Below are 25,931 nucleotides of genomic sequence, written 5' to 3'. Positions count from 1 at the left end.
AACGGCTCACCTCGGTACAGCACGCAATGACCCGGGTCCCCGTCGACATCCGGGTCATCCACGTGGACGCGACGCACCGGGCTCGTAACGCAGTCCGCCTTACGTGGGGAATTCGCCGCACCAGTTGCCAGCGAGGAGGGTGGCGGGCAGGTATTCGGACTCGGCCTCGATCGGAATGCCCTCGTTCTGGGCGAAGCAGGCCACGGCGAGCGGAGCGAGAGCGACGAGACCCGAGACCCGGGCCGCCCGGCCCCCGTCGGTCCAGTACTCCTTGTGCCACTCCAGGGCTGCGGCGAGGGCGCGGTTGAAGCCGGCGTGGTCCCCGCGAACGACGCGGTGGAACATCTCCATCGGCGGATACATCAGCTTGCCCGCGGCTTCCGGATGAGTGGCGACTGCCGGGTCCGTGCCGTCGATCGCGGCCACCAGCTTCGCGCTGAGGCCGTCACCACCGAGCCAGTAGGTCTGCAGCGCGTCGATCCAGGCGTATTCGAACGCGTCGAATTGCGCGTTGTTGTCCCGGAGCAGCGACAGCGGCACCCGGCACAGGGCCGTGATCCTGTCCCGCTCCCGGCACACCACGGCCAGGTAGAAGGCGGTCAGCCAGGTACCCGGCGTCACGTACTGCTGCGGGCCGGTGGCCCGGAGCGTACGGTCCTCGTGCGCGATCCGGCACTGCACCTGGCCCTCGGCCGCGGTCGCGGCGGCGAACACGGCCGAACCGACCTGCATGGCGTTCACCCAGGCATCCCACGTGGGAAAGATCGACCCCCGCGGATCCGTCAGGCAGCGCACCTTGGCCACCATGAGCGTGGTGTCCAAGGCTTCGCCCAGACCAGTCGAGTCCGCCTCCAGACCACCGATCCACCCCTCCGCACTCTCCTTGAGCGCGGTGAGCGCTGCTTCCGCGTTCTCTGTGGGGAAGGGATGGCGGGGGATGACCGAAACCAAGGCATTTCTCCTTAAAAGAGCTTGAAGTCTTTGAGTACGGCTCCAGCATACGTACCGGTGTTTTCGGAGGCCTGGACGAGGACGTAACGCAGTGTCTTGTCCTTGATGGCGTCCTCGATCTCCTTGATGTACTTGGCTTCGCCCGGTGATTCGATGACGCGATCCTTCATGTCGGCCACGATGGTGCGGACGTAATCGAGGCTTCCCTGCTTCACCATGAACGTGCCACCGCTGGGATGACCATTGCTTTGGCGCCAATCCAAGGTCCCGTTGGGGCTCTTGGCCTCGACGATGATGAGGTTGCCGTCCTTGTCACGCCAGAGCTGGTCGAACCTCTTCGAACCGTTCGCCGTCTCCGGCAGGTCGGTCAGCTCGTGAGCTCCTTCGAACTCCACCTGCCGGAGCATGTGCCGGCGGGCGGCTTCCTCACCGAGGGCCTCACCGAGCTTGCTGTTGTTCGCGGCGCCCTCGCCAATCGCGTTGAAGTTCTCCTGCGCGTGGGCCAACTCGTAGGCGTTGTCGAAACTCGGGTTCTGCTCGAAGGCCTTCTCCCACTTGGTCAGCTCCATGCCGGCCATGCGCTTGGCCGCGACCTTGTCCAGGTGCTTGAGGTCATCGGGCACGACTGTGGACCGGCCCCTTTCCAAGGTGTCGAGGTGGAACCCGCCCGGGTGCGCGTACGGAATCGAGGACGCGGCCATCCAGCCGCCGCCCGGCTTCTCGACCAGTTTCGGCAGGAGCTGGCCATCGACCAGTTCCTCCGCACTGTTCCGGTAGCCGGGCCCCCACTTGTCGTAGTGCTCGGCACGCCAGATGGGGTCCTCGTTGGCCAGCCGGACGTGTTCGCGGGTGATCGCCGCGCTTTCGGCGGGCGTCCGATCCTTGGCCGGCACCTCACGGGCGGCCTCGTACTCCGCGTGGTGGGCCGCGCGGGTCGCCTCGTCAAGGGGTGCCGAGGGCGAAGGGCCGTGGGGGTCGGCGCCGCCCGTACCGCCGGGGCCGTCCGGGTGACCACCGCCCGTGCCGTCCGGGTGGGAGCCGCCCGAGCCGGGGCCGTCCGGGTGGCCGACCGGTGAGAGGTCGCCGGGGTGGGAGCCGCCCGTGGTCGGCCCGTCGGGGTGGGAACCGCCCGAGCCGGGGCCGTCCGGGTGGGAGCCGCCCGTGGACGAGCCGTCGGATCGGCCGACCGGGGACAGATCGCCGGGGCGGGAGCCCCGGGGGGTGTTGTCGAGGTCGTTGCGCGGCGTGCCATCCGGGGCGTGGCCGCCCGGGGTGTGGTCGCCCGCGCGGCCCGTGGGGCTGTTGTCGAAGCCGTGGGCGCCACCGTGGGCGCCGTTGTCCACTGCGTGGACCGGGTCGGAGATGTCGCTGCCGACGCGGATGACGTCGTCGCCGCCTCGGCCGCCGACTCCCACCAGGACCGGGGCCTCCTGGAGGACCGGGACTTCCGACTTGGGGGTGTTCGCGCCCGTGTCGAGCTTCGGGGACGGCTCCGGCCTGGCGTCGCCGGCCTTCTGGTAGAGGCTGCCGTCCTCCTTGTAGAGGTTGCCCGCCTCATCGGCGTACTTCGCGGGGCCGTCGAATGGCCACTTGACCGTGCCCGGGGGCAGGGAGGTGGTGCCCTCGGGGAGCCTGATGGTGTCGTCGGAGACCTTGATGGCCCCCTCGGGTATCGGGGTGTCCTTGGGCAGCTGAATCGTTCCGTCAGGCAGTTCCATGGCGCCCTCGGGCAGGCTGAACGCACCCTCGTCGATCTTGGGAACCTCGACCTTCCCCATGCCCTTCAGACCGGCCATCACATCACCGATCTTCGAGACACCGGCCCCGACACCCTTGAACACATACGTCATCGGATCGATCGCACGACCCGCCTTGCCCGCCAACGAAATCGCCTTCGCCGCAAGCCCCGCCTTGCCCGCACCCGCCGCTGCACCACCGGCACCACCGGTGAACACCGTCGTCAACACGTTGAACGTGACCGCACCCGCCGCGCGGGAAGGGTTCGAACCCCACTGATCCCACGCAAGAAGCGCCTTGCCGGTCTCCTTCATCGCCGTCCGCGAATCACGAATCCACGGCGGCAAATCCTTGTCGTCCGCCATCCAGAACACCGCCGCCGCCGGCGTCGCGGTGATCACCAGACCCGTCGCGAGCTTCCCCAGCCCCGTCCACGCCTGCCCCGCCGCGTCCCAACCATCGACGCCGACCAGCGTCCCCAGACCCTTGATCGTGCCCCACACGCCATCAACGATCAGTCCCTTGCCGAAGTCATAGACGTGCTCCCACACCTGCCACGCCGGAACCGACTCCTCCACCGCATCACCCCACGGCAAGGACTTCGCCTGCTTGAGAGCCTCGGCGTCATAGCCGTACATGCCCTCACCGTTGGAGCCGTCGTTCACCTTCAGCGGCGCACCACACACCAACGCCACGATCTTGTCGTGCGCGTGCCGCTCCGCCGCCTGGAACTGCGTCCATACCTCGGCGATCTCGTTCCGACGATCAAGGTTCTCATCAATGAGATCCCCGTCCTCGATCCAGTCCTCATCGTGCGAGACCTTCGACTGGAACGACGCCGCCTCCGCCTTCAACTCCTCCAGCTTCTTCACCAGAGGCCGGATCTCCTGCGAGTACGTGCCCAAAGCCCCCGCGATGGTGCACATGTCGCCACTGAACGACAACGTGATGTCCACGACCGGCTTCGTCACCGCGAACAACTGCTCCGCCTCGGGAGCCTGGTAATACGCCGACATCCCACCGAACGTCGTATGGACCGACGAGCCGGCATTCGCCAACGCGCCGCCATCCGCCGACAGCGCCTTCACCTTCTCGTCCAACACCGACAACTGACCCGTGAACACGGGCACATTGGCAGCATCAACCGGTGCGTTGCTCACTTGGCGCCTCCCGCGGCGTCCTTCAACTGGTCCAGGCGCACGTTCTTCGCCGCGTCCTGGGCCTCCTTGGCCGCTTCCAGGTCACCTTGGACGTACTCGTTCGTCGCCTTGGCCGCGCCCAGGACGGCGGCCTGGATGCGGTCCACCATGGACTTGAGGTCCGTCTGCCGCTTCTCCAGGTACTGGCTGAGCGCGGCGCCCACCGGTCCCGTGCTGCCCCGGTGCGACAAGGGCACCTGCCCCGTCGCCACCGGCCCCTGCATGGTGGGTGAGGGCACCTTGGCCGCCGAACCCGGAATCGCCGTACCGGCCGCGTACGCGGCCTCCGACATGTCCGACATCAGCTTGTTCAGTGCCTTCTCCAGATCAGCCGCCCGCTCGCCGGTGAGCTTGAGCTGGCTCTGCACACCCTGCGGCTTGATGTCCCACGACGTCATGGCTCCCCCGAAGCTCCGACAACCCACTCAGCCGATGTTGTCGACCGCGGCCTTGGCCCGCGCCAGCGTCTGCTGCGCCGTCGCGTCGTTCTTCTCCAGCGTCGTCTTGAGCAGCCGGATGATGTTCTTCACCTCTTGCGAGGCGTTCTTCCAACGCAGTTCCTTGGCGTGATAGTCGTCCGCCACACCGTCCGCCGCGAAGTCCGACATCGCCGCGCTCACCTGCGCCTCGCGCGCCGCGATCACCTGCTCCAACTGGCCGATGACCACTTGGATGTTGCCCTGCGCCTCGGTCGACGCACCCGTGTCGTAGGACCGACGGTCCGTGTCACCGGCCATCACACATCACACTCCCCGTATGGTTGAAAGGTTCTGAAGAGGATCAGCGGCCGGAGAACCGGGCCGCGTCGAAGTTGCCCGCGCCCATCTGCGTGCGCGCGTTGTCGCCGTGCTCCTGATCACCGGCCCCGAAGGCCTGTTCCATGCCGGACTGGCCGCCCAGGATGGCCGACAGCGAGGCGTTCAGTTCCTTCGTGATCCCGTCCGACCGCAGCTTGAACGAGTCGAACGCGACCTTGCCCTGGCCGTTGAACTTGCCCTCCAGGGGCTGCGCCGCGTTGATCAACTGCTGGATCAGCGTTCCCAGGTCGGTACTCGAGTTACGCGACCCCGACATCAGGCTCGTCAGAACCTGCGTCCCCATGTCGAACTTCATTCCGCTCCCCCACACACTCGAATGATCGTAAGTATGTTCATTTCTATGAACTCACATCGCTAGTGCAACCAGCAACCCAGCAGCTGTGACAAAGGCCTGACAAACCCGCAGTCCCGTCATTCGCCCTTCAGGTGTCGCACCAACCGCTCGAAGTCGCTCCACCCCGAAAGGTCCGAAGGATCCCCCGGGAACGGGTAGTACAGCGCCGGGCGGGCCTTCGGTCCCAGTGTGACCGGCTGCACTGACAGCGGCGTGCGCCGTGCGCGGTCGCCCGGCATCGCCCGGACCTCCTCGGAGCCCAGGGCAAACGCCAACGGCACACCGGGGCCCTCGAAGCGGGCCGGTACCGCCAGGTCACGGCGTGCTTTGCGGAGCTGTACGAGCATGGAGCGCAGGGGGTGGCGGGTGGCGAGCGCCTCCGCGAGCCGCGGCAGCGCGTCCAACGGCGGTTCCTCGTGGGCCCCGTAGCCGAACGCGAGCGTGACGTCCTCCTCCACGCCCGCCTTCGTACGGGTCACCCGGACGCCGGCGACGCCCGGCCGCGCCGGGCTCCCGACGACCACGAACCAGCTCGGCTCGGGCGACCGCGCGTGGGCGACGTCGGTCAACCGCGCCGGGGACCAGGGCAGATTGGCGGGCTCGGCGGTCGCCCAGCCGGCCGGTGCCTCGCCGGTGAGCTCGCGCCAGACCGTCTCCAGGGCGCCGCCGAGCACCAGCCGGTCGTCGGCGGGGTGGACCGTCCGGAAGGAGACGGCCAGTTGGCGTTCGCCGGTGTCCGCGAACTCCCGGAACGAGGCCGCAACCGGGGTGCGCGGATCGTCCTCGGTCGCGTCCGGCTGCACGACCGTCGCGAACATGCCCTCCTGCCAGCGCAGCACGGCGCCCGAGCGGCCGTCGTAGTAGCCGTCCCGTTCGTCCTGCACGACCCAGCGCGAGGGCCAGCCGGGCAGGGCGTCGCGCACGGCCGGGGTGAGGGTGCTGACCGCCGGGCTGACGATCTGGAGTCCGCGCTCCGAGGCGGCGGCGGCCCGGAAGGAGTCCGAGAGCCAGGCCGTCATCGCGACCACGGGCCGGTCCATGATGACGACGGCGACCTTGTCGGTCAGGACGTCCACGGCGGGTTGCGCGGCAGCCGGCGCGGGGGCGACGCCCACGCCCTCGGACGGGACCACGGCCACGGAGAGCGCGGCCTCCGGCGGCCAGGCCGTGCCGCCGGTCAGCGCGGCGACCCGGGCCGCGAAGGTGCCCGCCAGCCGCTCGGCCTCCGCGACGCCAGTGGTGGCGCGGGCCTCGGTCCACCAGAACGGCACCGGTGGCTCCACGGCCCCGAACAGCCGCGCGGCCTCGCCAGGGACCTGTACGAGCATCGGCGCCTCGACGGCCACCAGCGGCCGGCCCTGCGCGTCGCAGAGCTGTACGACGGCGCCCTCGCCAGTGGTGTCCACCAGCTTGTCCGGGCCGCCGGAGAGCAGCCCTGCGAGCACGCTCCAGGCGTCGGGCATCCGCGGGGTGAGGGCTATGACGTCCTTGGTCATGGGGTCGTACGGTCCTTAGTGGTCTGGCGGTTTCGTCACTCGGGCGTGTACACGGTCTGGATCAGGCGATGGGTCTGCCCCCGTCGGACGAGCACACCGCGTCCGGCAGGCTGCTGCGAGGCGTACACGCCGGGGAAGAGCTGGCCCTCGCTGCGGTCGCCCGCCATCACCACGGCCGAGGCCCCCGATTCGCGCAGCCCCTGCACCAGCGGCTCGTACATGCCGCGCGAGGCGCCGGCGACGCGGCGGGTCAGCACGAAGTGCAGGCCGATGTCGACCGCCGACGGGATGTACGGCAGGAAGGGAGCGAGCGGCGGCTGCCCGGCGGTGGTGAGCACGTCGTAGTCGTCCACGAGTACCACGATCCGGGGACCGCCGCCCCAGCTGCCGGGTTCCAGGTCGTCCAGGGGGGCACTGCCGTCGGGCATCCGCCGTTCCAGCTCGGTGGCGATGCCCACGGCCAGTCCCGCGCACATCTTGGCGTTGTACGCGTAGCCCCCGTTGAACTCCTCGGGAATCGCTCCGCGCAGGGCGCGGCGCGGGTCCATGATGGCGAAGACCAGCTCCTCCTCGCCGTACCGCTCGATGAGTCCGGCCGCGATGGTCTTCAGCAGGTTCGTCTTGCCGCATTCGCTGTCGCCCATGACCAGCAGGTGCTGGTCGTACGCGAAGAGGTCCAGCAGTACGGGCGCCAGTGCCGTCTGGTCGAGGCCGATCGGCACCCGGCGGGGTTCGGCGGCGGGTCCCGGCAGCAGGTGCGGCTCCAAGACGTGCGGCAGTACCCGTACCGGCTGGGCGGCCTCTCCGCTCCAGGTGGCGCGCACCTGGCGGGCCGTGCGTTCCAGTACGGCGCCCAGCTCCGCCTGGTCGGCCAGGCCGTCCGTACGGGGCAGCGCGACCTGTGCGAACAGCTTGCCGTCGGTGAGGACCCGGCCGGGCTCGTCGGACGAGAGGGTCTCGGCGAGCTTGCGCTCGATGCTGGACTCGCCGGGGTCGTTGAGGCGCAGCTCGACCCGGGTGCCGAAGTTCGACTGAGTGGCGATGCGGACGTCGTTCCAGCGGAGCATGCCCGCGACGACGTGGATGCCGTAGCCGCCGCCGCGCTTGAGGATGTCCACGACGGCGTCGTCGAGTTCCTCGAAGTCGTCGCGCAGTGCGCCGAAGCCGTCGATGACGAGGACGATCTCGGCGGAGGCCAGCTGCGGCAGCCGGCCCGCCGCGTGCAGGGTGCGCAACTGCTCGACGGAGTCGATGCCGTGGTCGCGGAAGAGGTCCTCGCGGGTGACGAGCATGTTCCGTACCTCTTCGACGGTACGGGCCGCGCGCTCGCGGTCGGCGCGACCGGCGATGCCGCCGACGTGCGGCAGACCGGACAGGGCCTGGAGGCCGCCTCCGACCAGGTCGATGCCGTAGACGCCGACCTCGCGCGGGGTGTGGGTCAGTGCGAGAGAGAGGACGAGGGTGCGCAGCAGGGTGGTCTTGCCGGACTGCGGTCCGCCGATGACGGCCGCGTGGCCGCCCGCGACGGTCAGGTCGAGGTACCACTCGCCCTGCCACTGCTTCGTCGGGTCGTCGAGCAGGCCGAGCGGCACGGTGAGCCGGCCGCGCCGCTTGGCGAGTTGCATCCCGCGCGGGCCGGCGTCCAGCGGGCCGGCGACCGTGTCCAGCGCGATCGCGGTGGGCAGCGGCGGCAGCCAGATCCGGCGCACGGGGGCGGAGGCGTGCTCCAGTTGTCCGACGATGACACCCATCTCGGTGGGGCCGGTCTCGCGGCGCCGGGCGGAGGCCTCCTGCGGCCCCTGGTTCTCCAGGTCGGCGAGGGTGTTGAACGCCTCGTACTCCAGGGCGAGGGGACCGGTGTCCTCCTCCTCGGTCCGTCGGACGGGCCCGCGGTAGCCACCGGACACGTAGCTCGCCTTGAAGCGCTCGTAGTGGCTGGTGTCGACCTTGAGGTAGCCGAAGCCGGGCAGCGGGGGGAGGTGGAAGGCGTCGGTGGTGTCCAGGACCGTGCGGGACTCGTCGGCGGAGAAGGTGCGCAGGCCCAACCGATAGGAGAGGTAAGTGTCCAGGCCCCTGAGCTTGCCGCCCTCGATGCGCTGGCTGGACAGCAGCAGGTGCACGCCGATGGAGCGGCCGATCCGGCCGATGGACAGGAAGAGGTCGATGAAATCGGGCTTGGCCGTGAGCAGTTCGCCGAACTCGTCGATGACGACGAACAGGTGCGGCAGCGGTTCCAGGTCGGGCCGCCGGTCGGCGCGCAGCGCGGCGTAGTCGCCGATGTCGGCGACGTTGCCCGCGTCCTTGAGGACCTGTTGGCGGCGCTTGACCTCGCCCGCGAGGGAGGCGTGGACGCGCTCGACGAGACCGGCCTGGTTCTCCAGGTTGGTGATGACACCGGCGACGTGCGGCAGGTCCGCGAACGGGGCGAAGGTCGCGCCGCCCTTGTAGTCGACGAGGACGAGCGCGAGGTCCTCCGGCGGGTGCGTGGCGACCAGGGCGAGCACGAGGGTGCGCAGCAGTTCGGACTTGCCGGAGCCGGTGGCGCCGACGCACAGCCCGTGCGGGCCCATGCCCAGCTCGGAGGACTCCTTCAGGTCGAGCAGGACCGGCTCGCGGGAGTCGCTGACGCCGATGGGCACGCGCAGGAAGGCGCGCTCGCCGCGCGGCGCCCACAGTCGGTCGAGGTCGAGGCGGGCCACGTCGTCGATGCCGAGCAGGTCGGCGAAGTCGACGGGTCCGGACAGCGGGGCGTCGATCAGGGACTCGGCGGACAGCCGCAGCGGCGCGAGCATCCGGGCCAGGCCCTCGGCGAAGGGGATGCCGACCTCGTCCACGGTGCCCTGGGCGCTGATCGGCTCCTCCTGGCGCAGGTCCTCGATGAGGACCCGGTCTCCCTCGACGGTGATCCGTACGCCGACGTGGCCGGGCTCCTGGAACCGCTGGTCGAGCAGGTGCAGGACGGTGACGCCCATCTCGCGCAGGCCGACGGCCTCGTCCGGGCGCGGCAGCTCGACGGCGTCCTCGCCGTGTCCGTCGGCGACGACGAGCAGCCGGGAGGTCATCGACAGGGCGTCCTTGCCGGACAGGCCACGACGGACTTCGGCGGCGTAGGAAGCGCGGCGGCGCAGTTCGGGGCCGAGCCAGCGGGCGAGCTGCGCCGCCGAGGGGGCGATCCGGCGGGCGGCGACGGGGCCGTCGAGCTGCTCGGTGTCGAGCAGGTGCGGCATCCACTTGGCCCATTCCCAGTCGTCGAGCCGGTCGCCGGGCACGGCCAAGGCGATGGCGACGTCGTCGGGTGCGTGGGCGGCGGCGGTCTGCACCATCAGGGCGCGGGCGACGCGTAGGCAGTCCTCGCGGGGACCGACGACGGTGACGTTGCCGACGCGGTCGAGGGGGACGGTGAGCGGGAGTTCGGTGCCGTTGCGGAACCGGGTGGTCAGGGCCGAGGCCTCGTTGAGCATGAAGAGGTCGGGCGGGGTGAGGACGGTGGAGCCCTGGTCCGCGATCCGCAGGTCGCGTACGGGCATCTCGCCGGTCCCGACGCGCACACGCAGGAAGTCGGCGTCGACGCGGCGGCGCTCCCACAGCCGGGCCGGGTCGCGCACGATGTCGTAGAGCGCGTGGGGCGGCGGGTTGAGCACGTCGGCGCGCTCGCCCCGTTCGCGTTCCTCGGTGGCGAGTTCCTCGCGGAGGTCCTCCAGGTAGGCGAGGTACGCCTCGCGCTGGGTCCGGCGGGTGCGTTGGGCCTTGCCGCGCTGGGAGAAGACGAGTCCGACGGAACCGATGACGGTGACAACGAGGATGAGTGCGCCGAGGGCGGCGAACTGGCTGTTGCGGACGACCGTCATCATCACGACGGACGACATGACACCGGCCACGGGCAGCAGCGACATCGCGATGTTGCCCGCCTTGCCCTCGGGCAGATTGGGCGGTGCCTCTATGACGCGCGCCTCGGAGGCGGTGGGCGGCCTGACCGTCCGGGCCGGGCGGTGGATCAGTCGGGTGCTCATCTTCGTCGTCCGTCGTCGTCCGTCAGTGGCGCTTCTGGGAAAGCTGGAACGCGTCCGCCGCGATGCGGGTGGCGGCCGTCCTGGTCGCCTGGGCGAGCAGGACGGTGCGGATCGCGCCGCCGTCCGCGAGGTGGCGGTCGTACGGCAGGACGTGGACGCTCGTCCCGGTGGACCGGAGCGTGCGCACCGCCTCGTCGGTGTTGATGCCCGAGTGTGGGGCCTGCTCGGTGAGGACCACGACGGTGCCGCCGATCACGTGCGGGGGCAGGCCCTGCATCCACTGGAGCACCGCGTGCGTGCTGGCGACGCCGTCGAGGGTCGCGGGGGTGGTCAGGACGCAGGCCTGGGAGGCGGTCAGTGCGACGCGGGCCACTTCCGCGGGGAGCGTCTCGCAGTCGACGACCGTGACGCCGAAGTAGCGGCGCAGAGCGACCATGGCGCGTTCGTAGGAGCGGAAGTCCAGCATGGCGCCGATCTGGCCCTGGCTACCGGGCAGCAGCCAGGCGTTGTCGCGGAGCTGGACGAGGTAGCCGGTGATGTCGAGCAGCGACATCTGCGGTTGGACGATGTCAGCGACGTCCCCGGTGGTCCAGCGCAGTGACTCGGCACCGAGACGGATGGGCAGCGAGCCGAGGGCGGGGTCGGCCTCGACGAAGAGGACGGGGTCCTGGCGGTAGTGGGCGTACGTGGTGCCCAGCAGGGCCGCGACGGTGGACTTGCCCGCGCCGCCTCGGATGGAGGTGACGGCGATCTGGCGACCGGTGGTCACCGGCTGCTGGAGCGATTCGGCGATGCGGGAGACCTCGGCGACCTCGCGGGCCACGGATGAGGAAACGGTTCGCCAGATCGCGCGGGCGGCTCGGGCCGTGAAGGGTTCGCCGTTGCGGGGCTTGCGGCTCGCTCCGGCAAGACTCGGATCGACCGCGGGGCGGGAGTCGGGGGTACGGGTCGCGCGGGCGCCGGCGTGGGCGGGGCCGTGTGCCGGGGCGTGGTTCTGCGGCTGTCGGGCGGCAGGCGGGACCTGGGGGGCGGGGTGCGGGGCCTGCGGGGCGACGGGCAGCGCGGGATCCTGACCCTGGCCGGGGGGCACGGGCGGGGTAGCGCTCTGCCCGGCGGGCCCGAGCCCGCCCTGCGGGGCGGGCTGCCGGCCGCCGCCCCTCAGGTCCCGCAGGACGTCACCCTGCCAGTTGTCTGCGTTTGACATGTGCCCCTGCCCTCTTCTTCCGACCTGCTGCCCCGCGCGGAGCGCCTGCGCGTGAACCTCAGAATTTGTCGAGCAACTGCCCGTAGATGCCGAACACCCCACCGGCCAGCGGGAACAACCCCACCACCCCGACGGACTCGACGAAGTCGGCTATGCGCCGCAGCCGTACCTGCACGTGGTCCGGCGGCTGCATCGCGAGCCCGAGCAGCGGCAGCAGCGCGGCCACGCACAGCACGGCGAGGGCTCCCGCGCCGCCGCCGTGTCCGATCCACAGCATCACGAGGCGTACGAGGAGCAACCCCGCCGCGGCGATCAGCGCCACGACCTCCGCGACCAGCGGGAAGGCCCGTGACCTCGACAGGAGCACCACGGCGACGAGCGTCGGCAGCACCACGGTCCACACGCTCGGTTCGCCGGCCAGCGTGAGCAACCAGCCGGCCGCCGCGGCGGAGACGGCCGTCGCGATCGTGGCGAGGGCGAGGCCCCGGTGCGTGGCGGCGAGCGCGTTGCCCACCTGGTGCCGGCTCACGGAGGTTCCGCCGGAGCGCCGGTCGTCGAGCGCTGTCAGCCCCGAGGCCATCAGCGCGAGGCGGGGCAGCAGGCCGAGTAGAACGAGGGAGAACATGGCCATGACCGCGCCGAGTCGGGCCGGGTCGTCCTGAACGGAGGCGACCACCTCCCACACGGCGGTGATCGCGGCGATGGCGGCGGCGCCCATGAATCCGCCGCGACCGAGCGGGGAAAACCAGCCGAGCATGACGAGGGGCAGGACGAGCGCGGCCGCGACGGCGGCCAGTCGTGCAATCCCCGCCCACTGGTAGGCATCGGCGGCTGTCCACGCCGTGAGGATGCCGAGTCCTCCGGAGGCGAGCAGGAGAGTCGTGGCCAGGCCTCGGTTTCCGTTCCCGACGCGGACGCCGAGGGCGCCGGCGGCGAGCAGGAGGACGGTGACGACGAGCAGGGCGCCGGCCAGGGCGTCGAGTGCGAACTCGCGGCGGGCGAGCAGTGCGGCGGTCACCGCGAAGGCGACGGTCGCCACTCCCGCGCTGCCCCTGCGGGCGGCGGGGCGCCAGCGCCAGGCCTGGAGGTCGAGATCGTCGGCCACCAGGTCGACGACGTCGTGAACGACGGGGGCGGGCGGCGCGGAGTGGGTCCTGACCAGCCGCAGGACCGCGCCGTCGGCTATGCCGGCGCCGGCCAGCGTGCTGTCCTGCGGCAGCGCCGAACCGTCCGACGTCACCAACTGGCGTGTCATGGGCCGCGAGGCAGCACGGTCGTCGAGCAACTGCAGGATGTCCGGAAGCAGCTGCCCTATGGGGGTGTCCGAGGGGAGGACCATGTCGGCCCGGCGTCGCTCACCGACCAGGGTCACCCGGGACAGTTGCGCTCGGGAAGTCGTTGCTGTGCTCACCACTTGCGGGAACCTATCATCGCGGCGTTGCGGCCCTTCAGCGTCAAGGTTTCTACGAATGGGTCGGCTTGGGCGTCTTCGTCGCCTACGGCGGCGGCAACGTGCGCGCCTTGGACGGGCGGAGGGACTTCGTCGGGGTTGCCGACCTGGCAGGGGTCCCGGCCTTCGAGGGCGTGGTGGACGGCGGCCCGGATGCGTGCCCGGACGCCGCCTTGAAGGCCGTCTTCGACGGGGCCGACGCCTGCGAGGGGGTCGGGGGCGCCGACGGCTGCGCGTACGGCTGCACGAGTCCCTGTTGTTGCTGCTTCTGTTGTTGCTGTTCGGCCTTCTGCTTCGCCAGCGTGGCCTGGATGAAGGACCATCCGACGCATACCGCGCACAGGACGGCCGCGATGGCCATCCCCGCGAACACCTTCCCGAGCCGTTCGTCCGCGGTGCGTCGCGCCCGCCCCGCTCCGAAAAGCAACGCGTCGCGCATCCTGCGACGGCGTACCGCCACCGACTCCAGCAGTTGACTGTCGTAGTCCCGTGCCATGTGTCGTCCGTCGCCTCCCCCGCTGTTTCGCCTGTGCAACATAGAACATCTGTCGGGTTCGGGTACACCCCGGAGGCTCCGCGCGTCGCGGTCCGGGTCACGGCGGAGAGGCGGGCGACAGTTCGGCCAGCTCCACGCAGGCCTACTCGATCTTCAGGCAGACGTTCTTCTGCTCGGTGACCATGGCGGACAGGAGCAGGGCCGTCAGGGCGGCCGAGCCGTTGAGGGCCATCAGGTTGGCCGTGATCTCGAAGAGGCTGTGGTTCTCGAAGGGGCCCGTCCGATCAATGGCCGCCGCGATGACCAGTACGGAGATCAGCAGCGAGCAGGGCGCCGCTCCCAAAGGGGTCACCGACTTGAATGCGTCCACGCTCCAGAAAGCCCGCCGCATGGTCGCCTTCTTGGCCTCAGAGGATCCCGAGATGCCCGCGTGCGAGCTGCTCGAGCGCATCGACGAGTTGGCCGCGAGCATCAGCTCGGCCACGGAACGGTCGGAGTGTCGCAACTGCCGGAAGCCCATCGAGCTGGGTCCCGGCGAAGACAACTGGGTGAATTGCAACGCTGCCCGCAACCGAGGCTGCAGGGCAGCGTCCTTCGACTACGACGCCGAGTCTGCATAGGACGAGTCCTTGGCCCGCTCCTGGAAGGCCCAGCCTTCGGCCTGATGAACAGCTGATGCACGCAATCCTGCGTATTGCCAGTCACACCCGCCGACACGCAATGCCTGCCGCGGCGACACCTGCCCCGTCTTCCCGGGCAAGCGTTACCTCGACTGGAAGCCCGAAGACCCTGCGGGCCAGGACGTCGAGGCCGTCCGCCTATCCGAGACGAGATCAAGAAGCTGGTCGAGGGCCTGATCGCGGAGGTCACCCCCCGCCCCCTCCAGCTGACTGCTTGCGGGAGCAAGCCCGGGCATCAGCGGCCTACCAGCGAGAGGCGCTCGCGGGCGATCCAGGCGGCCCACGCCCTCTACGAGGAAGTACCGCGAAGGACGTGCCCCAACCGTGCCCTTAAGGACGGTCAACAGCGGTCAGAGCCTGATCCCGGAGGGCCTTCGAGAGGGGTCCGACAGAGCCTGTTTACGCAGGTCAGGCATGGCGTGAATGCCCTCCGCGCAGTAGATTCCCATGCTCAGAGCGCGAGTTCGATTCTCGTCACCCGCTCCATGAAAAAGCCCCCAGGCCAACGGCCAGGGGCTTCTTTTCCGTCTGGTCCGCATCAGGGGTTCGGCACCACCTTCGCACCACCAGCCCTCGCGTCACCTCATTCGGTGCCCGAGGTGTCCTGTCAGCAGGTCAGCGAAGACGGGTAGGCCGGCCTTCGCGAGACGGGCGACGGCATCAGCGAGGGTGACTGGCGGGTTGCGCTTCTCTCCGACAAGTCTGACTACCGTCTCCGCGACCTCGTGCGGCAACTCCTTGTACAGCCCGCACAGGTACGAATCCGGGTCGATCACTCGCACTCCGCGCTCGGCCAAATCACCGGCAGGGAAGTCGGCAACGTTCCACGTGATCAGGGCGTCGGCACCGGCCGCCACCGCTGCCGCCGAGTGATGCCGGTCGTCGGGGTCATCACCCGGCATTTCATCCACGAGGTGCCCGTATACCGCGGTCTCGATCTCGCAGTCGGGGAAGAAACGCCGGACGGCTTGGGCAACTGCGGCAGCCGACTTCGCCGAACGCTTTCCCTCCCGGACGATGACCCGCTCCCACTCCGCGAGCAGCCGTTCGGACCACACGATCTCGTGGATAGCATCCTCGGTGAGGGCCAGCATCACGTCCATGACCGAGAACGGAAACAGGACGTTGGTGTCCACAAAGACCCGCGCTGCCACGCTCCCCCTCTTTCTTCACTCCGACGGCTACCCGCGACGCCCGGATCAAGAGGCCGGATCGACACCCTCCAAGACATCTGCGATCTGGCGCCGGCCCTCTCGGCGTCGTTCACGCTGCCGCTGGAACACCAGCACGTCCGCAAGGCGGACCACCCGGTGGCTACTGCCCGGCAGGTTCGTCGAAGGGATGTCGCCGGCATCAAGCAAGCGTGCGACGAACGGCCGAGACAGACCCAGAAGCTCAGCAGTCTCAGCGGGCGACAGCTGCGTCTCGGACGCCAGGACCGTCACCGCATGCCCACGGGCAAGCTCACCGGCCGAGGTCAGAAGCAGGCGGACCAGCTCCCCAGGCAGCACGAACTCGCTGCCATCCCGGGTACGCACCAACACCTCGACCGCCTCCGGCGCCATCCGAGCAGTCGCCGCGAGCGCACCCTGGTGCGAGGGATTCGGCTCCACCTTCTCGGCACGGGCAAGAACGCTGGAACGAGCCATGGTCGCCTCCAATCACTGACCCCGCCTAGTACCATCTGAAATAACTGTAACCTGGGGGTACGACGCGGGCAACCCCAGGGCAGACGGGATCTGCCGCGTCCCGCCCGAGCGACTTGCCCTGCTCACCAATCTGCGGGCCAACGGCCCGTGGAGGCCCTCCGAACGGATACGTGAGCAGCACAGGCAAAGCTGATGCCCACGCCACCGGGCATCCCGGCGAACCACGCCAGCGCGCTGGGCAACGCGCACCCCCTGCCAATACCTCCCCCTGTCACCGCGCAAGAGGCCGTGCCACAACGTGCCAGTAGGAGCGATAAACAGCGGTCACCAAAGGAACCGACGTAGCAGTCAGGGCCTGACCATCGGGACGCATTTCAGCAGGTCAGAGCCCATACGTAAGGTCAAGGGCCAGGTGATTCCCAAGCTCAGAGCGCGAGTTCGATTCTCGTCACCCGCTCCGCATGAGAGCCCCAGGTCAAAAATTGGGGTTCTTCTTTGCTGTCTAGTGTGCTGGGCAGTCCCGCCTCCGCTGCGTGCCCCGCAGGCGAGGCCGCCGCCACCTCAGCCCGAGTACTCCGGCTTCTCCGCCTGAGCGTGCTCAGCTGCTTCTTCACGCTGCTGCCGGACTTCGGTTTGATGCTCTTCACGAGCTTGCGCTGGTGCTTCTTCGTGGGGTGCTGGTAGATCAGTTGTGCCTTCGGACTGGACTGGTGCGCTCGGACCATGAGGTCCGTATCGGCGTGCCGGTCATCCGGCGCTTCACCCCCCTCCGACCTCACTCTGGTGCGCTTGCGCCTACAAGTTCGGCGCGGCTCAGGTCCGGTTGGCGGTGCCGGGGCGGGCGGGGAAAGAGCCATGGCGAGCTCCGCTTCGCTACAGGTGGCAATCCGTGCGTGGGCGAGTCCAGACGAGGAAGCCAAGGTACGGGAGTCTGCAGTCCAGGCAACAGCGGGCCGGTGGACGCTGTGGGAGTACTTCCCTACGGCGCCGGCCTCGCCCGGCGGCACTCGTCGCGGCGCCGGAGCCGCCTCTGCCACCGCCCCGCCTCAGGGCGCATGTCGTGCCGACCCGTGTCACCCCTGCCGACCCCGAGCGCGCGGCCGCCGTGATGGACCTGTGCGCCTGCCTCTCCGAGCTCGCCCCGGACCTCGCCAAGCGGTACGGCGCAGAGGCGCGGGCAGGTGGGGTGGATGAGTGCGGGACGACGATCTCCACCTGTCGTTCCACCCATGGGTCCAGGTGCGCGAGGCCCTACGCCAGCACTCTTGAGGGCATGACAACGACCGAGTGGATCACCGACATCGCCCTCGTCCTGATCGTCTTCCGGCAACTGCGGGAAGGCCGTCTCGACCTCAAGACCTTCCTGATCCCGCTGGGGATCGTGGCCTTCGTGGCCCACACGTACCTCGACAGCGTGCCCACCGCGGGCAACGACCTGGTGCTGATCGGCGCGCTCATGGCCGTCGGCGCGGCGCTCGGCATCGCGGGCGGCGTCTACACCCGCATCCGGGGTGCGGGCGAGCACCTGCTGATCAAGGCCGGCGCGGTCTCCGCGATCCTCTGGGTGCTCGGCATGGGCGCCCGCATGTGCTTCCAGTTCTGGGTCTCGCACGGCGGCGCCGACAACGTCGCGCGGTTCAGCATCGCCCACCACATCACCACCGACCAGGCCTGGGTCGCGGCCTTCGTCCTGATGGCACTCACCGAGGTCGTCACGCGACTCGCGACGATCTTTGTCCGGAGCCGGATGGTGAACGGCAGGCAGGCGCAGACGACCGCAGCGACGCACCCGGCGCCCTCTCTCGACCGCACGGCCTGACCGTGAACTATGGTCACGCCGTGCCCGAAGCACAGAGCGTCCCAGAAAAGCAGAGCACCCCTACAGAGCAGAGCGCGCCCGATACGGGCTCGGCCCCGTACCGAGCGTCCGGCCCCCTGGCCTTCACAGGTCACGATCCTCGCGTGGGCTGGGTCCTGACCCTCTGCGTCATCGGCTCCGCGTTCATCACGGTGCGGCCGATCGGTCTCAGCGGCCGGGGCCTCGTGGTCGCCGCGCTCATCGTCGTCAACTGCCTCGCCCTCCTCGCCCGGCACCTGCCCGAGCACAGGGTCCCGCCCCGCGTCGCCCTGGTCTGGCTGACCCTCGGCATCGTCGCCGCGGCCGCCCTGATCGCCGTCAGCCGCAGCGGATCGAGCTACCTCTTCGCGTTCTTCATCGTCGGCCACGCCGGATACCGGCTGCAGCCCAAGCCGGCCTTGGCCCTCGCGGCGTTCTGCAGCCTGCTGTGCGGCGGAGTCCTGTACTTCCGCGTCGGCCCCGGCCACCATCTGCTGCCCTGGGCGGTCGGTCTGGCCACCGCCACCCCGGTCGTCCTCGGCATCATCAACCGCAGCCGCCGGCGCGCCGTCCAGGCGGTGATCGAGGCCGCGGAGTCCGCCGAGCGGGCTGCCCGCGCCGAGGCCCAGGCCGCCGTCCTCACCGAGCGGGGACGGATCGCCCGCGACGTGCACGACGTCCTGGCCCACTCCCTCGCGGGCATCAACATGCAGCTGGAACTGGCGGACGCCCTGATCGAAACCGGTGACCTGGAGAAGGTCCGCGAGGCGAACCAGAAGGCGCACAGCATGGTCAAGGAGAGCCTGAAGCAGGCCCAGTGGACCGTGCACGCGCTCCGTGAGGACTCCCTGCCGCTGGTGGGCAGCCTGACCGCGATGCTCGACTCGTCCGGCCACCGCGGCGCCCTCACCCTCACCGGCACCGTGCGCGACGTACCGTCCCAGGTCACGCAGAACCTGCTGCGGATCGCGCAGGAGTCGCTGACCAACGCCGTCCGGCACGCGCCCGGCGGCGAGGTCCATGTGGAGCTGACGTTCGATGCCGCATCGACGACACTGAGGATCCGTAACAGCGCGGCGAGCCGTGCGGTGCGCGCGGGCGTCGGCAGCGGAATGGGGCTGATCGGCATGCGGGAACGGGTCGCCCTGCTGGGTGGCACGATCACTGCGGGCCCGGTCACCGAAGGACCGGACGTAGGCGGCTGGCAAGTGGAGGCAGTGATTCCGGGATGAGTGAACCGACGCAGAATCCCCAGCGGCTGCGTGTGATCGTCGCTGACGACCAGGCTGCCGTACGGGAGCCGCTGGCCGCGGTCCTCGATCTGGCCGAGGACATCGACGTCGTCGCCTCGGCCGCCGACGGCACCGAAGTACTCGCCGCAGTCGCCGCAGGCCCGGTCGACGTGGTCCTGATGGACCTGCGGATGCCGGTGATGGACGGCACCGAGGCGACCCGGCGGCTCACCGAGGAGCACCCCGAGGTCGCCGTGGTCATCCTGACCACGTTCGCCGACGACGACTCCATCCTGGCCGCGCTGAGCGCCGGCGCCAGCGGCTACCTCACCAAGAACGCGGGGCGCCAGGACATCACCCGCGCCATCCGCGCCGCCGCCGCGGGGCAGTCCGTCCTCGACCGCGAAGTCCAGAACCGCCTCCTGGAGACGGTCCGCACCAAGCCCCCGGCCCCCGGACAGCCGCTGCCCGGCGACATCACCCCGCGCGAGCGCGAGGTCCTCACCCTGATCGGCCAGGGCCTGCCGAACCGTGCCATCGCCGAGAAGCTCTTCATCAGCGAGGCCACGGTGAAGACGCACATCAACAACCTCTTCGCCAAGGCGGGCATCAAGGACCGCGCCGACGCCGTGCGCCGCGCCCTCGGGGCAGGCCTGGCCTGAGTCGTCGAGACTCTGCGGCCTCCACCTCGCGCGGCGATACTCTCTGCGCATCTCAGCAGATCAGGAGGGGCGTCGTGCTGGTTGGGGCTGTGGACTTCTACACAAATCATCCGGTGCTCCTCATCGGATCCACCGATCCTCCGGAGCTGGACTGGGACAACGCGCCAGCTTGTAGCGACGGCAAACACATCGTCGTCCAGACTCGCGGGCAGACCGCGCTCACTCGGGTATCGATCTGGAACCGCGCTATGCCTGTCATGGGAGACGACGTCTTCGACGGGGTGCTGAACGTAGAGGGGTCGCGGGTATGCGTGGCCGACGCGGAGAACCTCACCCGGTGGGTCACGGGCTTGGTGTCGTCAGGCTCGCAACGTGTCGTCCTGTGCGTTGACGATCCCGGCCGTGCTTCGCGCGTATGTGTTGGCTTCGGTTCGGGCGATCGGAGCCTCCCGGTGACCGCGGTCGCGCAGCATCCGCTGCCACTCGTCCGCGTCGCTCCAGAGGGCCAGTTGCTCCGGCCGAATGAACTCGGGCCGGTCTTGGACGGTCACGACTCTCCGCTCGCCCGCCTGGCCGCAGCGATCAAGGTTCTGGCTTTGCCGGTCGAGGGCAGGCCCTGGCCCAACCCGTTCTGCATTCGCCTGATGGTGGAGTGGTTGCGAGGACTGGCCAGCGGCGTCTTCGTCGCACAAGCGGAAGCCCTCGGTCATGAAACAGCCGCGCGGTTGAGTGCCGACGAAGCAACCCTCACGGACGGCTTCGGGACGAGGCCGCATTAACGCTCGCGACCCAGGTCGTGGACAGGATCGGGCTGCGCTGGAACGGGTCGCCGACGCTGTTCACTCGCGCCTGAGCGCCGCAGTCGTGTACGAGTGATCGCCGTGCCTGCTGCGTGCCCGCTGGGGCGGTGAACCACGGTGACGGCAGTCGGCTCACTCGACGCCATCCAGGAAGCGGCGTCGTACCATTCCATCTGCTCCAAGACGGTGCGGACGGTGGCGATGAAGCGTGCATGCTGCCCCGGCTCGCTGCGCCGACCGCGCCCCCATCGCCAAGAAGATCACCCTCGTGGGTTCGGTCAAGTGGCTGGAGAAGAAGCCCTTCGACAACCGCGGCCTCGCCCGCCTTTTCACCCGTCGCTCCCAGCTGCCCGGCGCCGATGACACCACCCCCTGCTCTCCGTCACCCGCAACGGCTGCACCGCCGACGTCCCCACTCTCACCCCCGAGGACCTCCATGACGCCTGGACCTGAACCTGTGACCGGCCGTGCCATTACGTGCCAGTCGGAGCGGTAAAGAGCGGTCATCACAGGTGCCGATACGACACTCGGATCCGGGAAGCATCAGCCTGTTTCCGCAGGTCAGGTCGCACATTGACGCCCGAGCATCGGGTGATTCCCAAGCTCAGTGCGCGAGTTCGATTCTCGTCACCCGCTCCACGACGAAGGCCCAGGTCGCAGACCCGGGCCTTGTTTGTCAGGTCACGGCCCGGCACGAATTCCGCCCGCCGCAGATGCGTGCGGATCACGCGAGACGGCACGCGTTGTTCGCGAGGACCACGTTTGGTGTGCTCCTGGGGCAGCCAACCCGCCTGAGCACGCATAGGCCGTCCATAACCTGAGTGAACGCCGGTGCATCACCGACCTCGCCTGTGGTGACGACGAAAGCGGGCCGCAGCGGCAGTCGGACGCGAGGTGGCTCTTGGTGGTCAGATCTCTGCAGGACCGTCCGAGGGCAGGGTCGGCCGGCTTGCCGGCCGGGGCCCTTTCGACAGGCCCCGGGCAGCGTGCCGGTGAGCGCGGACGATCGTGAAGTCGACCGCGACGACGACTGACAGGGATAAGGCCACAGGGTCAAAGGATCACCGTCATACGGGTAGGGGCGCCGCCCCGGTGAGGGCGGCGCCCCTGTCGGACATCCGCTCGGACTCGACCAGCGCGGTGTGACGGTCGCCTGTGGTCGAATCGGCGTTCTCCCGCATGAGGTCTCAGAAACGCTCTCAGTACGTGGCTATCGGACGTCGACGAAGTCGCCGGCCGCGTTGACCGCCGGAGTCGTCGCTGTGCCCGCGAAGCTGTAGCGGAAGTAGCCGTCGGTGGAGGCGGTGACGGTCGTCTTGAGGTTGCCCGTCGAGTTGGATTTGATCGTCTCGCTCATCCCGGTGAGGCGGGTGCGGTAGCCGTCGAGCAGCTGGTAGCCGCCCCCGCGGCCCGGCTCCGCGTAGACCGGGACCCCTGCGGACTGCAGACGTGCCACGTCACGGTAGGCGGTGCGCACGGACACGTTCAGCTCGTCGGCGATTCCCCGCGCGGACATACGGCCCCGTGATTGCAGCAACAGTCGAGGGCGCCTGCGGCAAGGTCGCCCCCACATCGAGAAGGCCGTGTCACCGGCTGGCCGAGTGCCCGTGGGGCCTCTTCCTGGATAATCGACGCATGGCATCACAGCCCAGTCTTTCCGATCTCCGCCGCGCAAAGTTCGCCCGGCGCGTGCCCGCAGCACTCTCCGAGCTTGCCGGCCCCGAGCACGGCACAGTGAGCCTGCCGCTCCACCTTGCGTGGTCAGGACTGACCACGTTCGACCTCGACCAGCCCCGGCTGCGGATGAGCTACTACCGCATCGTCCTGGCCGAGGGCCAGCACGACGACCTGGTCCAGTACCTCAATCGCGGCCTCCTCACCAGCCTGTGGCCCACACTGCGCACACTGATCAGCCGTGATGTTCGTGAAGTCTGGGAATGCTCCTTCGACGAACTGGCCCACAGCGCCCAGGCCGCTGCGTGAACCTCACAGACCTGCACCGTCGCCTGCTCGCAGACGTGCTTGCCGTAGGCGGTGCGTATCCTCTGGCCCTTACCGGCGGCTATGCGGTCCAGGCGCACGGCCTCTGGTCGACCGGCTCAGCCAGGACCTCGACGTCGCGACCGAGAACCCCGATCGCATGGAGGACATTGCTGCTGCCGTACGAACCGGCCTGGAACAACGCGGGTGGCAGGTCAGCGCTCTGGAAGCAGACCCGCTCTCCGCGCGCCTGCTCGTCGCAGATCCCGGCAGTCATGAAGAGTGCGAGGTCGACATCCTCAAGGAAGCACTCTGGCGGCCACCCGTGCACACACAGCACGGCTTGGTGCTGTCCCTCGAAGATGTCGTCGGAACCAAGGTCCGTGCACTGTCCGACCGCGGACTCGCCAGGGACCTGATCGACGTACAGGCCGCTGCGGACCGCTGGAGCCATGTCGAACTCGAGGAGCTCGGGCGACGCCATGCCCGTGACTCCTTCGAACTGAGCGAGCTGCAAGCGCGACTGGGCGGAGCCGACTGGATCGACGACACGGAATTCGCCGCCTACGGACTCGACGGGCAAGCCATCACCAGGCTGCGGCAGTGGGCACAGGCATGGGCCGACGACATCGGCGAACGGCTCCAGGAACTGGAGGCCCCGCACGAAGACTGATGGCCGCATGGAGACCGGACACGCTCGGCACGATGCGTGTCAGGCTACTCAGCCCCGGCGACCGTGCCCCATCCGCGCCCTTCGGAGCGGACAACAGCGGTCAAGCACGGCCACCAGAGCCCGCGCCATCCCCATCTCTGAGCACAAACAAGCAGGTCAGCGACCTGCCCACTGAGTAAGCGCCGGTGATTCCCAAGCTCAGAGCGCGAGTTCGATTCTCGTCACCCGCTCTTGAACGAAAGCCCAGGCCGGCGACCGGGGCCTTCTGTGTTGCCTGAATCCTTCAGAGCCGCGCACTGTCCGCGTGCCACAAGTCCCGCAACGGCACGTCAGATCGGACCCTCCCCGGCCGCCGACGCCTCGACGGTCACGAAGATCCGGTCCAGGTGGTGATGGAGTACCCCGATGGCCGACTCCGGACTCCGCTGGCCCACGAGGATGCCGGTGCCCATGGTCGCCGTCATCGCGAGCAGACTGATCGCCTCCGTGCGCGCGTCGACGCCGGGATCGGCCAGGCCTGATGCCTGGGCCTGTTCGAGCAAGCCTGTCAGGGCGTTCTCCGCGGCGTCGGGGTTGTCGAGGAAGGGCTGAGAAGCCAGCGCCTCATCGGTCACGGACAGGATCGAGTAGGAGCTGTAGAGGAGGTGGAAGGTGCGGCTCTCCTCGTCGGTGGGGAGGGACGCCAGGAGGATCGCCTCGATGGTCGCGCGGGGGCCCGGGTCCGGGCCGGCGGCAGCCAGGCGGGTGCCCACCCGTGCGGTGAAGCGATCGGTCAGGTGCTGGACCCCGTAGAAGAGCAGCTTCTCCTTGGTCTCGAAGTAGTACTGCACGAGCCGGAGTGACACTCCGGCCTCCGCGGCCACGTCGCGCATGCCGACGGCGTGCAGCCCTCGCCGCCCCGCGACCCGGATGAACGCATCGGCGATCTGGGTGCGCCGCTCCTCGTGATCCACGCGCTTTGGCATGTGCCGGTGTCTCCGTCCGTCGGGGTGGGGTTCGCCGTCCGCTCTCTCCGGACACCTTTATGGTACTGCCGTACCATCACCATGGTACGGTCGTATTACGAAGAACGGATCTTCCCGGAGGTGCCCCGTGCCCGAGAACACGACCCGTGTGCGCCGCGACGTCGGCCGCTACGTCAACGACACCCTGCGCGACCGCTACTTCGCCGCCAGCGACGTCCTCTACGCCATGGGCGCACCCGTTCGTTCCGAGACGGACGTCGAGACGAGCTTCGGCACCACGCACGTCTACCGGTACGGTCCCACGGACCCCGCCGCCGAATCCCGCACGCCGGTCGTCCTGATCCACGGCGCGGGCTACTGCTCGGCGATGTGGTACCCCAACACCCCCGCGCTCAGCGGCGAACGGCCCGTCTACGCGCTCGACACCCCCGGCGACGCCGGGCGCAGCGTCCACCGCGAGCCCATGTGGCAGCCCGAGCGCGCCGCCCAGTGGATGGACGAGGCCCTCGACGCGCTCGGCCTGGACCGGGTCCACCTCGTCGGCTCCTCGTATGGCGGCTGGCTGGTGCTCAACCAGGCGCACCGCCGACCCGGACGGCTCGCCTCGGTCACCGCCCTCGACCCCGGCGGCCTGGAGAAGGTGGGCCTGCGCTTCTTCGCCTGGGTCTTCGTGAGCCTCTTCGCCAGCTTCGCCCCCAAGGCGCTGCGCCCCCGCCTCGCCTCCTGGCTGGAGCAGCCGGTCATCGCCGTTCCCGAGTTGCGGAAGTGGGTCCAGGTGGGCGCCCGGGCCTTCAGGATCCGCCGCCCCGCACCGCTGCCGCTGGCCGAGGACGCGCTGCACTCCATCCGGACCCCGCTCTACGTCATCATGGGCAAGCGCAGCCTTCTGGTACACCCGCAACGGCAGTTGGAGCGGGTGCCGCGCCTGATCCCCGGGGCCCGCGCCGAGATCATCGCCGCGACGGGCCACGGACCGCAGATCGACCATCCCGACGTGGTCAACGCCCGGATGCTGAGCTTCATGGAGGATGTCGACTCCCTCGAGCCGGCCGCATTCGACGCGTAGGACCTGCGGCTGGGGAACACTGGCGCCGGTGTGGCGGCTGCAGTCAGGGCAGGTGCAGCGGTGGTACGACCAGGACCGCGGCGAGGAGACGTGGCCCTGTCCGGGGGAGTGCCCGGGTCTCGAACCGTCCGCCGGAGGCGAGCATGTGACGGCGAGCCGTGCCGGGGGTGGGATCACCGAGTCCGGCCGGGTGGATGCCGAGGTTGGCAAGTCCGACGATCTGGACGGCGACGGCCTTCACCTCGTCGCGCACAGTCTTCGGGTAGCCGGCCCCGTCCTCAGGAGGGAAGGCGTACTCCCCTACCCAACCGTCGTCGGTCACCCGGCGGCCCCGCCGGCGGTACGGATGCCTGCCTCGGCGGCGGCGCTGCGAATGCGGCCGAGAGTCCCGAATGCCAGGACGCGGTTTCCAGCGACCTGTGCCACACACCTCAGGGTGCAGACCCGTCTACGTTCGGGCCCACGCCCCTGCGCGTCGTTTTCTCCGCGCAGCTCCGGGCGGAGCCGGAATCCGGGGTACGAGTTCGTAGATGTGGGCGACCGCGCTGCCGTCCAGGCGCCGGTCCGCCTGTGTGTGCAGGCGTCGGACATCGGCGTCGGTGTCGTCAGCGGGCTTGCGCCGGCGCTCTTCGGTGGAGTGATGGGCAGCGGGCCCGACACCGCTCGGTGTCGGGCCCGTTGGGCGGTCAGCG

At 69.5% G+C, this 25,931-nt stretch carries 20 protein-coding genes and 4 pseudogenes; 8 read left to right on the top strand and 16 right to left on the bottom strand.

The features are described 5' to 3' along the window. Positions 1-99 precede the first annotated feature (99 nt). The 11 genes and pseudogenes from ACFVT1_RS06065 to ACFVT1_RS06015 form a co-directional block, all read right to left on the bottom strand. On the bottom strand, positions 100-951 hold the full coding sequence (locus tag ACFVT1_RS06065) for an immunity 49 family protein (RefSeq protein ID WP_389792959.1): 852 nt from the start codon (positions 949-951) through the stop codon (positions 100-102). 11 nt (positions 952-962) lie between these two features. Then, positions 963-3,848, bottom strand: a complete 2,886-nt coding sequence (locus ACFVT1_RS06060) for a hypothetical protein (protein ID WP_389792957.1) — start codon at positions 3,846-3,848, stop codon at positions 963-965. Continuing rightward, positions 3,845-4,285, bottom strand: coding sequence for a DUF6507 family protein (locus ACFVT1_RS06055; protein ID WP_389792955.1), 441 nt, complete (start codon positions 4,283-4,285; stop codon positions 3,845-3,847). Before ACFVT1_RS06055 ends, ACFVT1_RS06060 begins: the two co-directional genes overlap by 4 nt. A gap of 27 nt (positions 4,286-4,312) precedes the next feature. Next, the gene (locus ACFVT1_RS06050) at positions 4,313-4,624 is read right to left on the bottom strand and encodes a pore-forming ESAT-6 family protein (RefSeq protein WP_267797349.1); all 312 of its coding nucleotides are present in this window, start codon (positions 4,622-4,624) and stop codon (positions 4,313-4,315) included. Between the two features lie 43 nt (positions 4,625-4,667). After that, positions 4,668-5,000 (bottom strand): hypothetical protein, encoded by a 333-nt coding sequence (locus ACFVT1_RS06045; protein WP_389792954.1) that lies wholly within the window; start codon positions 4,998-5,000, stop codon positions 4,668-4,670. A 116-nt stretch (positions 5,001-5,116) separates the two neighbouring features. Next, entirely contained in the window at positions 5,117-6,535 is a 1,419-nt protein-coding gene (locus ACFVT1_RS06040) for a DUF6177 family protein (protein WP_389792952.1), read from the bottom strand. Between the two features lie 35 nt (positions 6,536-6,570). After that, on the bottom strand, positions 6,571-10,545 hold the full coding sequence (gene eccCa / locus ACFVT1_RS06035; RefSeq protein WP_389792951.1) for a type VII secretion protein EccCa: 3,975 nt from the start codon (positions 10,543-10,545) through the stop codon (positions 6,571-6,573). A 22-nt stretch (positions 10,546-10,567) separates the two neighbouring features. Continuing rightward, positions 10,568-11,749, bottom strand: coding sequence for a MinD/ParA family protein (locus ACFVT1_RS06030; RefSeq protein ID WP_389792949.1), 1,182 nt, complete (start codon positions 11,747-11,749; stop codon positions 10,568-10,570). Positions 11,750-11,807: 58 nt separating this feature from the next. After that, positions 11,808-13,163: a type VII secretion integral membrane protein EccD gene (gene eccD, locus ACFVT1_RS06025; RefSeq protein WP_389792947.1), complete on the bottom strand. Its 1,356-nt coding sequence runs from the start codon at positions 13,161-13,163 to the stop codon at positions 11,808-11,810. A gap of 220 nt (positions 13,164-13,383) precedes the next feature. Then, positions 13,384-13,695 (bottom strand): annotated as a pseudogene (locus ACFVT1_RS06020) (hypothetical protein); the annotation flags it as partial. A 142-nt stretch (positions 13,696-13,837) separates the two neighbouring features. Then, on the bottom strand, positions 13,838-14,239 hold the full coding sequence (locus tag ACFVT1_RS06015) for a hypothetical protein (protein ID WP_389792945.1): 402 nt from the start codon (positions 14,237-14,239) through the stop codon (positions 13,838-13,840). 187 nt (positions 14,240-14,426) lie between these two features. On the opposite strand from ACFVT1_RS06015, the pseudogene ACFVT1_RS06010 reads away from it, so the two are divergent. Then, positions 14,427-14,575, top strand: a pseudogene (locus ACFVT1_RS06010) (phosphotyrosine protein phosphatase); the annotation flags it as partial. Between the two features lie 378 nt (positions 14,576-14,953). On the opposite strand, the gene ACFVT1_RS06005 reads toward ACFVT1_RS06010, so the two are convergent. Continuing rightward, entirely contained in the window at positions 14,954-15,529 is a 576-nt protein-coding gene (locus ACFVT1_RS06005; protein WP_389792942.1) for a PIN domain-containing protein, read from the bottom strand. Between the two features lie 45 nt (positions 15,530-15,574). Next, complete coding sequence (locus ACFVT1_RS06000; RefSeq protein WP_389792940.1) at positions 15,575-16,024, bottom strand: helix-turn-helix domain-containing protein; 450 nt, start codon at positions 16,022-16,024, stop codon at positions 15,575-15,577. 1,273 nt (positions 16,025-17,297) lie between these two features. Between ACFVT1_RS06000 and ACFVT1_RS05995 the strand changes: the two genes are divergently transcribed. The 4 genes from ACFVT1_RS05995 (at position 17,298) to ACFVT1_RS05980 (ending at position 20,534) form a co-directional block, all read left to right on the top strand. Next, positions 17,298-17,843: a hypothetical protein gene (locus ACFVT1_RS05995; RefSeq protein ID WP_389792938.1), complete on the top strand. Its 546-nt coding sequence runs from the start codon at positions 17,298-17,300 to the stop codon at positions 17,841-17,843. 143 nt (positions 17,844-17,986) lie between these two features. Then, entirely contained in the window at positions 17,987-19,093 is a 1,107-nt protein-coding gene (locus ACFVT1_RS05990; protein WP_389792937.1) for a sensor histidine kinase, read from the top strand. Beyond that, a complete protein-coding gene (locus ACFVT1_RS05985; protein ID WP_389792935.1) occupies positions 19,090-19,755 on the top strand; it encodes a response regulator in 666 nt (221 codons plus the stop codon). The genes ACFVT1_RS05990 and ACFVT1_RS05985 overlap by 4 nt, the downstream gene beginning before the upstream one ends. 74 nt (positions 19,756-19,829) lie before the next feature. Beyond that, complete coding sequence (locus ACFVT1_RS05980) at positions 19,830-20,534, top strand: hypothetical protein (protein WP_389792933.1); 705 nt, start codon at positions 19,830-19,832, stop codon at positions 20,532-20,534. Positions 20,535-21,903: 1,369 nt separating this feature from the next. On the opposite strand, the pseudogene ACFVT1_RS05975 reads toward ACFVT1_RS05980, so the two are convergent. Then, positions 21,904-22,128: pseudogene (locus ACFVT1_RS05975) on the bottom strand (helix-turn-helix transcriptional regulator); the annotation flags it as partial. Positions 22,129-22,190: 62 nt separating this feature from the next. Here ACFVT1_RS05975 and ACFVT1_RS05970 point away from each other — a divergent pair. Together ACFVT1_RS05970 and ACFVT1_RS05965 are read left to right on the top strand one after the other, a co-directional pair. Then, the gene (locus ACFVT1_RS05970) at positions 22,191-22,538 is read left to right on the top strand and encodes a transcriptional regulator (RefSeq protein ID WP_389792931.1); all 348 of its coding nucleotides are present in this window, start codon (positions 22,191-22,193) and stop codon (positions 22,536-22,538) included. Then, positions 22,535-23,208, top strand: a pseudogene (locus ACFVT1_RS05965) (nucleotidyl transferase AbiEii/AbiGii toxin family protein). Before ACFVT1_RS05970 ends, ACFVT1_RS05965 begins: the two are co-directional and overlap by 4 nt. 329 nt (positions 23,209-23,537) lie before the next feature. On the opposite strand, the gene ACFVT1_RS05960 reads toward ACFVT1_RS05965, so the two are convergent. Then, positions 23,538-24,173, bottom strand: a complete 636-nt coding sequence (locus ACFVT1_RS05960; RefSeq protein ID WP_389792929.1) for a TetR/AcrR family transcriptional regulator — start codon at positions 24,171-24,173, stop codon at positions 23,538-23,540. A 127-nt stretch (positions 24,174-24,300) separates the two neighbouring features. On the opposite strand from ACFVT1_RS05960, the gene ACFVT1_RS05955 reads away from it, so the two are divergent. Continuing rightward, a complete protein-coding gene (locus ACFVT1_RS05955; protein ID WP_389792927.1) occupies positions 24,301-25,239 on the top strand; it encodes an alpha/beta fold hydrolase in 939 nt (312 codons plus the stop codon). A gap of 43 nt (positions 25,240-25,282) precedes the next feature. Here the strand turns inward: ACFVT1_RS05955 and ACFVT1_RS05950 are convergent, their stop codons facing one another. Next, a complete protein-coding gene (locus ACFVT1_RS05950) occupies positions 25,283-25,561 on the bottom strand; it encodes a hypothetical protein (RefSeq protein WP_389792926.1) in 279 nt (92 codons plus the stop codon). Positions 25,562-25,931: the final 370 nt, after the last annotated feature.

The organism is Streptomyces sp. NPDC057963 (assembly GCF_042887155.1).
Lineage (GTDB): Bacteria > Actinomycetota > Actinomycetes > Streptomycetales > Streptomycetaceae > Streptomyces.
Note: the sequence above shows the minus strand (reverse complement) of the source record. Positions and strands in the feature narration are given on the sequence as shown.